Here is a 6,639-nt window from a genome sequence, read left to right as displayed (position 1 = left end):
GCCCCTGTGGTGCCCCCGGGGGGTGCGTCGTTTGAGCGGGGTGGGCCGACGACCCGCCGGGCCGGGGGGGGGCCCCCCCCCCGGGGCGGGGGGGGGGGGGGGCCGCGGCCCCCGCGCCCCCCCACCCCACTCACGGCTCTCCGGTCAGACGGCGAGCGCCTGGGCCCGGCGCTTCACCTCCGTACCGCGATTCTCGCTCAGGGCCTGCGCGGGGGTGCCGGGCAGGGTCGGGTCGGGAGTGAAGAGCCAGTCCAGCATCTCTTCGTCGTTGTAGCCGTCGTCCCTCAGGAGCGTCAGGGTCCCTACGAGGCCCTTGACCACCTTGTCGCCGTCGATGAAGGCGGCAGGCACCTGGAGCGCCCGGTTCTCACCACGTCGTACGGCGATCAGCTGGCCTTCCTTGACCAGCTGCCGTACGCGCGTCACCTCGACATCGAGCATTTCCGCGATGTCGGGAAGGTGGAGCCAGGCAGGGACGAGAGCATCGATCTTTGCGTCAATCTCGGTCACAGGGACAAGCGTGCCATCCCGGACCGACAGTCGGTAGCCGGGCCGGGCGTACGAGGCCGCGCCTACCCCTGGAGCACCGTCGATTTCAGCGGTACGGAGGAGTCGGCGGCCCGTGCCGGATCGATCCGCGCGCCCGCCTCGACGAGCTTGCGTCCCTGTGCCAGATCGCGCGGCCGGCTCACCGCCAGCACCGCCACCAGGACCCCCTGCCGCAGCCAGCAGACAGTCCAGGAGGGGTCCGCCGGAGCGCCCCGCCACAGGAGGGTGTCGGCACCGGCGTGATGGCCCGCGTACTGCACGAAGCGCCCGAACTGCTCGGACCAGAAGTAGGGCACCGGGTCGTACGCCCCGGCCGCCCGGCCCGTGAGGGCGGAGGCGACCGCCCGGGGGCCCTGGAGGGCGTTGTCCCAGTGGTGGACCAGCAGCCGTTCCCCGTAGCGGGCGGAGGGGAAGGAGGCGCAGTCGCCCACCGCGTAGACGTCGGGCAGCGAGGTGCGCAGCGAGCTGTCCGCGGTGACCGAGCCGTCCGGGCCGAGCGCGATGCCCGAACCCGCGAGCCACGCCGTGGCGGGCCGCGCTCCGATCCCCACGACCACCGCCCCGGCGGGGACCGTCCGGCCGTCCGACAGGTGGACGGAGCCCTCTTCGACACGTTCCACCCGGGCCCCGGTGAGGAGTTCGGCTCCGCTCTCGGCGTACCAGGCGGCCATCGGAGCGGCCACCTCGGCGGGCATCGTGCCCGCGAGAGGACGGTCGGCGGCCTCGACGACGGTGACCGCGCAGCCGGCCGCCCGGGCGGCCGTGGCGAACTCGGCGCCGATCCACCCCGCGCCGACGACGACCACGTCGTGCCGCCGCTCCAGGACGGGCCGCAGCCGCGCTGCGTCGTCGAGGGTGCGCAGCAGGTGCACACCGGGGACGCCCTCGGTGCCGGGCAGAGCGACGGGCTCCGCCCCGGTGGCGAGGACCAGGACGTCGTAGGCGACGGGCCCCTCGGCCGTGTCGAGCTCGTGCGCCCCGGCCCGCAGGCCGGCCACGTCCAGCCCCAGGCGCAGGGTGATGCCCAGCTCCTCGAAGTCGACGTCGAAGGCGGAGTCCTCGGCCTTGCCGAGCAGGACCGCCTTGGACAGCGGCGGCCTGTCGTACGGCTGGTGCGGTTCGGCGCCGATCAGCGTCACCGGGCCGGTGAAGCCCTGTTCGCGCAGGGCCACGGCCGTCTGCACCCCGGCCATGCCCGCGCCCACGATCACGACTCCGCGCGGGTGTCCCGCAGGCGGATCCTCTGTCTGCTCGCTCACCCGTCCACCCTAATCACCTGACGTGACGTCAGTCGGCGAGTTCCTCGACCACGCTCGTCCCGCTGCCCTCCTGGGACTCCCACTCCCATGTCTCGTCCAGGCGGACGCGGCCGTCAGGGAGGTCGGTGACGGTCGATCCGCAGTGCCCGCAGGAGGTCGTTCCGTCCTGCTTCAGCTGGACGTAGCGGAAGTCCAGGGTGTCCGCGTCCCGCGTCCCGACGAGATGCCCGCGGACGATGTCGCCGCCCGCGTACTCCGCCCAGATCCGGCCCTCCCGCTCGTGGTACGTGAAACGGGTCCGGGTCCCGACCTGGCCGGGGGCCTGGTCGGCGACCGGCGAGAGGACGAGTCCGTCGAGCGAACGGGCCACGGGTACGGCTCCCTTACTGGCATCGGCCGGTGGGGTCTAGGCTGGCCACCGTAAGACACTCGCGGGAGTCCGGACGCACCGGGCTGAGAGGGAGGCTGGCCGGCCTCCGACCGTACGAACCTGATCCGGGTCATGCCGGCGAAGGGAGGGGCTGGACGCCCATGCGCATCTCCGTACAGAGTTCCGACGTCCTGGTCGTCGGGGGCGGCATCATCGGGCTGGTGACCGCCTGGCGGTCCGCACAGCGTGGTCTGAGCACGACGCTGGCCGACCCGGAACCCGGCGGCGGGGCCGCCCGGGTGGCGGCCGGGATGCTCGCCGCCGTCACCGAGCTCCACTACGGGGAGCAGATGCTGCTCGGCCTCAACATGGCGTCCGCGGCGCGCTATCCGGACTTCGTGGCCGAGCTGGAGGAGGCGAGCGGGCAGGAGACCGCCTTCCGGGCCTGCGGCACGCTGTCCGTCGCCCTGGACTCCGACGACCGGGCCCACCTGCGGGAACTGCACGCCCTGCAGCAGCGTTCGGGGCTGCGGTCGGAGTGGCTCACCGGCCGCGAGTGCCGGCGTCTGGAACCGATGCTCGCCCCCGGCGTACGCGGCGGGCTCCGGGTCGACGGCGACCACCAGGTGGATCCCAGGAGGCTCGCCTCGGCCCTGGTCACGGCGTGCGAGCGGTCGGGCGTGCGCTTCCGCCGCGCCTGGGTCGAACGGCTCTCCGTCACGGGCGGCCGTGCTACGGGAGCCGTTCTCGCGGACGGTACGGATCTCGCCGCCGGCCAGGTGGTCCTGGCCGGAGGCAGCCTCAGCGGCCGGCTCGCGGGGATACCCGAGGCGGTCGTCCCGCCCGTACGCCCGGTCAAGGGGCAGGTGCTGCGGCTGACGGTGCCGCCCGCGTACGCCCCCTTCCTCAGCAGGACGGTGCGGGCCGTCGTGCGCGGCAGCCACGTCTACCTGGTGCCGCGCGCCAACGGCGAGCTGGTGGTCGGCGCGACGACCGAGGAGCAGGGCTGGGACACCACCGTCACCGCGGGCGGGGTCTACGAGCTGCTGCGGGACGCCCACGAGCTGGTGCCCGGGATCACCGAGCTGCCGCTGACCGAGACCCGGGCCGGGCTGCGGCCCGCCTCACCGGACAACGCGCCGCTGCTGGGCCCCACCGCGCTGGACGGCCTGCACCTGGCCACCGGCCACCACCGCAACGGGGTGCTGCTGACCCCGGTGACCGGCGACGTGATGGCGCACGTGCTCACCACGGGCGAGCTGCCCGAACTGGGCCGCCCCTTCGCACCGCGCCGCTTCGCGCCGGCGGCCGCCTCCCCGGGGGCCTCGCGGCTCCCGGGCCCCGAAGCCACCACCCCCGCCTCCCAGGAGCAGCCCGCATGACACAGTCCGTGCCGTCCGCCGGCCCCGTGAGGGTCTCCGTCAACGGGGAGCAGCGCGCCGTCCCCGCCGGCACCGCGCTGGGCGCCCTGGTCGGGGAGCTGACCGCGGCTCCCTCCGGGGTCGCCGCCGCGGTCAACGAGGCCGTCGTCCCCCGCGGCCAGTGGTCCGCCACCGCTCTCCGCGACGGCGACCGCGTCGAGATCCTGACCGCCGTCCAGGGAGGCTGACCATGTCCGACGATCTCTTCACGCTCGGCTCCACGACGTTCTCGTCCCGGCTGATCATGGGTACCGGCGGTGCGCCCAGCCTCGACGTGCTGGAGCGCTCGCTGATCGCCTCGGGCACGGAGCTGACGACCGTGGCGATGCGCCGGCTCGACCCGACCGTGCGGGGTTCGGTGCTCTCCGTCCTGGAGCGCCTCTCCATCCGGGTCCTGCCGAACACCGCGGGCTGTTTCACCGCCGGTGAGGCCGTGCTGACCGCCCGGCTGGCCAGGGAGGCGCTGGGCACCGACTGGATCAAGCTGGAGGTGGTGGCCGACGAGCGGACCCTGCTGCCCGATCCGATCGAGCTGCTGGACGCGGCCGAGGTCCTCGTCGACGACGGCTTCACGGTCCTTCCGTACACCAACGACGACCCGGTCCTGGCCCGCAGGCTCCAGGACGTGGGGTGTGCGGCGATCATGCCGCTGGGCTCCCCCATCGGGTCGGGGCTCGGCATCCGCAACCCCCACAACTTCCAGTTGATCGCCGAGCGGGCGGAGGTCCCCGTGATCCTGGACGCCGGTGCCGGGACCGCGTCGGACGCGGCGCTGGCGATGGAGCTGGGCTGTGACGCTGTGATGCTCGCCTCGGCGGTGACCCGGGCACAGGAACCCGAGCTGATGGCGGCGGCGATGCGGCACGCCGTGGACGGCGGGCGCCTCGCGTACCGGGCGGGACGGATCCCGCGCCGCCATTTCGCGGAGGCGTCGTCCCCGGTGGAGGGCCGTGCGGTGCTGGATCCGGAGCGTCCGGCCTTCTGATCCGGCACCGGGGGGCGTCCCCCGGTCACAGCACGTGCATGCCCCTGTCACGGCTCCGCACCGGAAAGTCCCCCGGGGACCGTGACCTCTCCGCGGTGTCCGTGGCAGCTCGTAGACTCGCTCCGTGGACACGACCCTCCAGGACCCCTTGGTCGGGCAGCTGCTCGACGGCCGCTATCGCATCGATGCGCGCATCGCCGTCGGCGGTATGGCCACGGTCTACCGGGCCGTGGACACCCGGCTCGACCGTGTGCTCGCCCTCAAGGTGATGCACCCGGCGCTCGCGACCGACGCCGCGTTCGTCGAGCGCTTCATCCGCGAGGCCAAGTCCGTCGCGCGGCTGGCCCACCCCAATGTGGTGGGTGTCTTCGACCAGGGCGCCCAGGGCGCATACGTCTACCTGGCGATGGAGTACGTCGCCGGGTGCACCCTGCGTGACGTCCTGCGCGAGCGCGGGGCGCTGCAGCCCCGCGCCGCCCTGGACATCCTCGAACCGGTGCTGGCCGCCCTCGGGGCCGCCCACCGCGCGGGCTTCGTCCACCGCGACATGAAGCCGGAGAACGTCCTGATAGGGGACGACGGCCGCGTGAAGGTCGCGGACTTCGGCCTCGTACGAGCCGTGGGGACCGCCACGGACACCACGGGCTCGCTCCTGGGCACGGTCTCGTACCTCGCCCCGGAGCAGATCGAGCAGGGGACGGCCGACACCCGGTCCGACGTCTACGCCTGCGGTGTGGTGCTCTACGAGATGCTGACCGGCGGCAAGCCCCATGCCGGGGACACCGCCGCACAGGTCATCTACCAGCACCTGAACCAGGACGTCCCAGCACCGTCCGGTGCCGTTCCGGGCCTGGCCGGCGGGCTGGACGAGCTGGTGGCCGTCGCCACGGCACGCGATCCCGATCTGCGTCCCGCCGACGCGGTGGCGCTTCTCGCGCGGTCCCGCGAGATACGCGCGGACCTCACCGAGGAGCAGCTCGACGCGGTGCCCCCGCAGGCGATCGCGGAGTCGCGCGACGCCGCCGAGGACCGTACGAGCGTGATCCCCCGGGTGATCCCGGCCGGCCAGGGCACCGCGCACCACACCAGCCGCCTGGAGATGCCGGCCCCGTCGGTGCCCGGGGAGCAGGGGCGCGGACGCCGCCGGTCCTTCTCCGGCCGGGGCCGTCGCGGGATGCTCGCCGTGATCGTGGCCGTCCTGCTGGTGCTGGGGACGGGCGCGGGCGTCTGGTACATCAACTCCGGTCAGTTCACCCGGGTCCCCTCGCTCCTGGGCCAGACCCAGAGCGCGGCCGAGCGGCGGCTCTCGGACGAGGGCCTCGACCTCAAGGGCGTCGACCGTGCCTACAGCGACACGGTGAAGCGAGGCACGGTGATCAGCAGTGATCCCGGCTCCGGTGAGCGGATCCGGGGCAACGACGCGGTGAAGCTGGTGATCTCGCGCGGCCCTGAGATCGTGAAGGTGCCCGATGTCGAGGGCCTCGCCCTCGCGGACGCCCGGCGCGCGCTCAAGGAGACGGGACTCGCGCCCGGGATGGTGACCCGGGAGTTCAGCGAGGAGACCGACCGGGGCAAGGTGGTCCGTACGGATCCGCGTGCCGGCACCGAGCGCCACCCGGACTCGGCGGTCGCCCTGGTCGTGAGCAAGGGCAGCCCCGTCGACGTCCCCGACGTCACGGGCCTCTCCGTCGAGGACGCCAGGACGGCGCTGGACGAGGCGGGCCTCGACGCCGAGGTGCTGACGGAGCGGGTCAACTCCCCCGAGGCGGCGGGCGAGGTCGCCCGGCAGTCGCCCGGCAGCGGTGCCGAGGCCGCCGAGGGCGACACGGTGGAGCTGACGGTCTCCAAGGGGCCGCGCATGCTCCAGGTCCCCGATGTCACGGGGAAGGACGTCGACGAGGCCCGGGGCACCCTGGAGGACGCGGGGTTCGAGGTCAAGGTCGACCGCCCCTTCCTCTCGTTCAGCGACACGGTCGGGAGCCAGTCGGTCGAGGGCGGCGAGACGGCCGCGGAGGGCTCCACGATCACCATCAGGACCAAGGGGCTCTAGGGTCT

General features: G+C 73.7%; 7 protein-coding genes and 1 riboswitch. Of the genes, 4 read left to right on the top strand and 3 right to left on the bottom strand.

Annotation, left to right across the window (positions count from 1 at the left end; translation table 11 throughout):
• Positions 1–144: 144 nt before the first annotated feature.
• From ACIRJR_RS13770 to ACIRJR_RS13760, 3 genes are all read right to left on the bottom strand, one after another.
• Positions 145–510, bottom strand: a complete 366-nt coding sequence (locus ACIRJR_RS13770; RefSeq protein WP_359466418.1) for an Rv2175c family DNA-binding protein — start codon at positions 508–510, stop codon at positions 145–147.
• Positions 511–572: 62 nt separating this feature from the next.
• On the bottom strand, positions 573–1,808 hold the full coding sequence (locus ACIRJR_RS13765) for an NAD(P)/FAD-dependent oxidoreductase (RefSeq protein WP_403778652.1): 1,236 nt from the start codon (positions 1,806–1,808) through the stop codon (positions 573–575).
• A gap of 28 nt (positions 1,809–1,836) precedes the next feature.
• Positions 1,837–2,178, bottom strand: coding sequence for a hypothetical protein (locus ACIRJR_RS13760; RefSeq protein WP_403778649.1), 342 nt, complete (start codon positions 2,176–2,178; stop codon positions 1,837–1,839).
• 51 nt (positions 2,179–2,229) lie between these two features.
• Positions 2,230–2,342: riboswitch (TPP riboswitch) on the top strand.
• Here ACIRJR_RS13760 and thiO point away from each other — a divergent pair.
• The 4 genes from thiO (at position 2,340) to pknB (ending at position 6,634) form a co-directional block, all read left to right on the top strand.
• Positions 2,340–3,560: a glycine oxidase ThiO gene (thiO, locus tag ACIRJR_RS13755; RefSeq protein WP_403778646.1), complete on the top strand. Its 1,221-nt coding sequence runs from the start codon at positions 2,340–2,342 to the stop codon at positions 3,558–3,560. (Overlaps the previous riboswitch by 3 nt.)
• Positions 3,557–3,787 carry a sulfur carrier protein ThiS gene (thiS, locus tag ACIRJR_RS13750; RefSeq protein WP_403778643.1) on the top strand — a complete coding sequence of 77 codons (231 nt, stop codon included), beginning with the start codon at positions 3,557–3,559 and terminating at the stop codon, positions 3,785–3,787. The genes thiO and thiS overlap by 4 nt, the downstream gene beginning before the upstream one ends.
• 2 nt (positions 3,788–3,789) lie before the next feature.
• A complete protein-coding gene (locus ACIRJR_RS13745; protein ID WP_403778641.1) occupies positions 3,790–4,584 on the top strand; it encodes a thiazole synthase in 795 nt (264 codons plus the stop codon).
• 124 nt (positions 4,585–4,708) lie between these two features.
• The gene (gene pknB, locus ACIRJR_RS13740) at positions 4,709–6,634 is read left to right on the top strand and encodes a Stk1 family PASTA domain-containing Ser/Thr kinase (RefSeq protein WP_403778638.1); all 1,926 of its coding nucleotides are present in this window, start codon (positions 4,709–4,711) and stop codon (positions 6,632–6,634) included.
• Positions 6,635–6,639 lie beyond the last annotated feature (5 nt).

Origin of the sequence: Streptomyces sp. NPDC102402 (genome assembly GCF_044765765.1) — a bacterium.
Classification (GTDB): domain Bacteria; phylum Actinomycetota; class Actinomycetes; order Streptomycetales; family Streptomycetaceae; genus Streptomyces.
Note: the sequence above shows the minus strand (reverse complement) of the source record. Positions and strands in the feature narration are given on the sequence as shown.

Coding starts and splice junctions, on each gene's coding strand:
- ACIRJR_RS13745 (WP_403778641.1), top strand. CDS start 3,790: ATGTCCGACGATCTCTTCACGCTCGGCTCCACGACGTTCTCGTCCCGG.
- thiO (WP_403778646.1), top strand. CDS start 2,340: ATGCGCATCTCCGTACAGAGTTCCGACGTCCTGGTCGTCGGGGGCGGC.
- thiS (WP_403778643.1), top strand. CDS start 3,557: ATGACACAGTCCGTGCCGTCCGCCGGCCCCGTGAGGGTCTCCGTCAAC.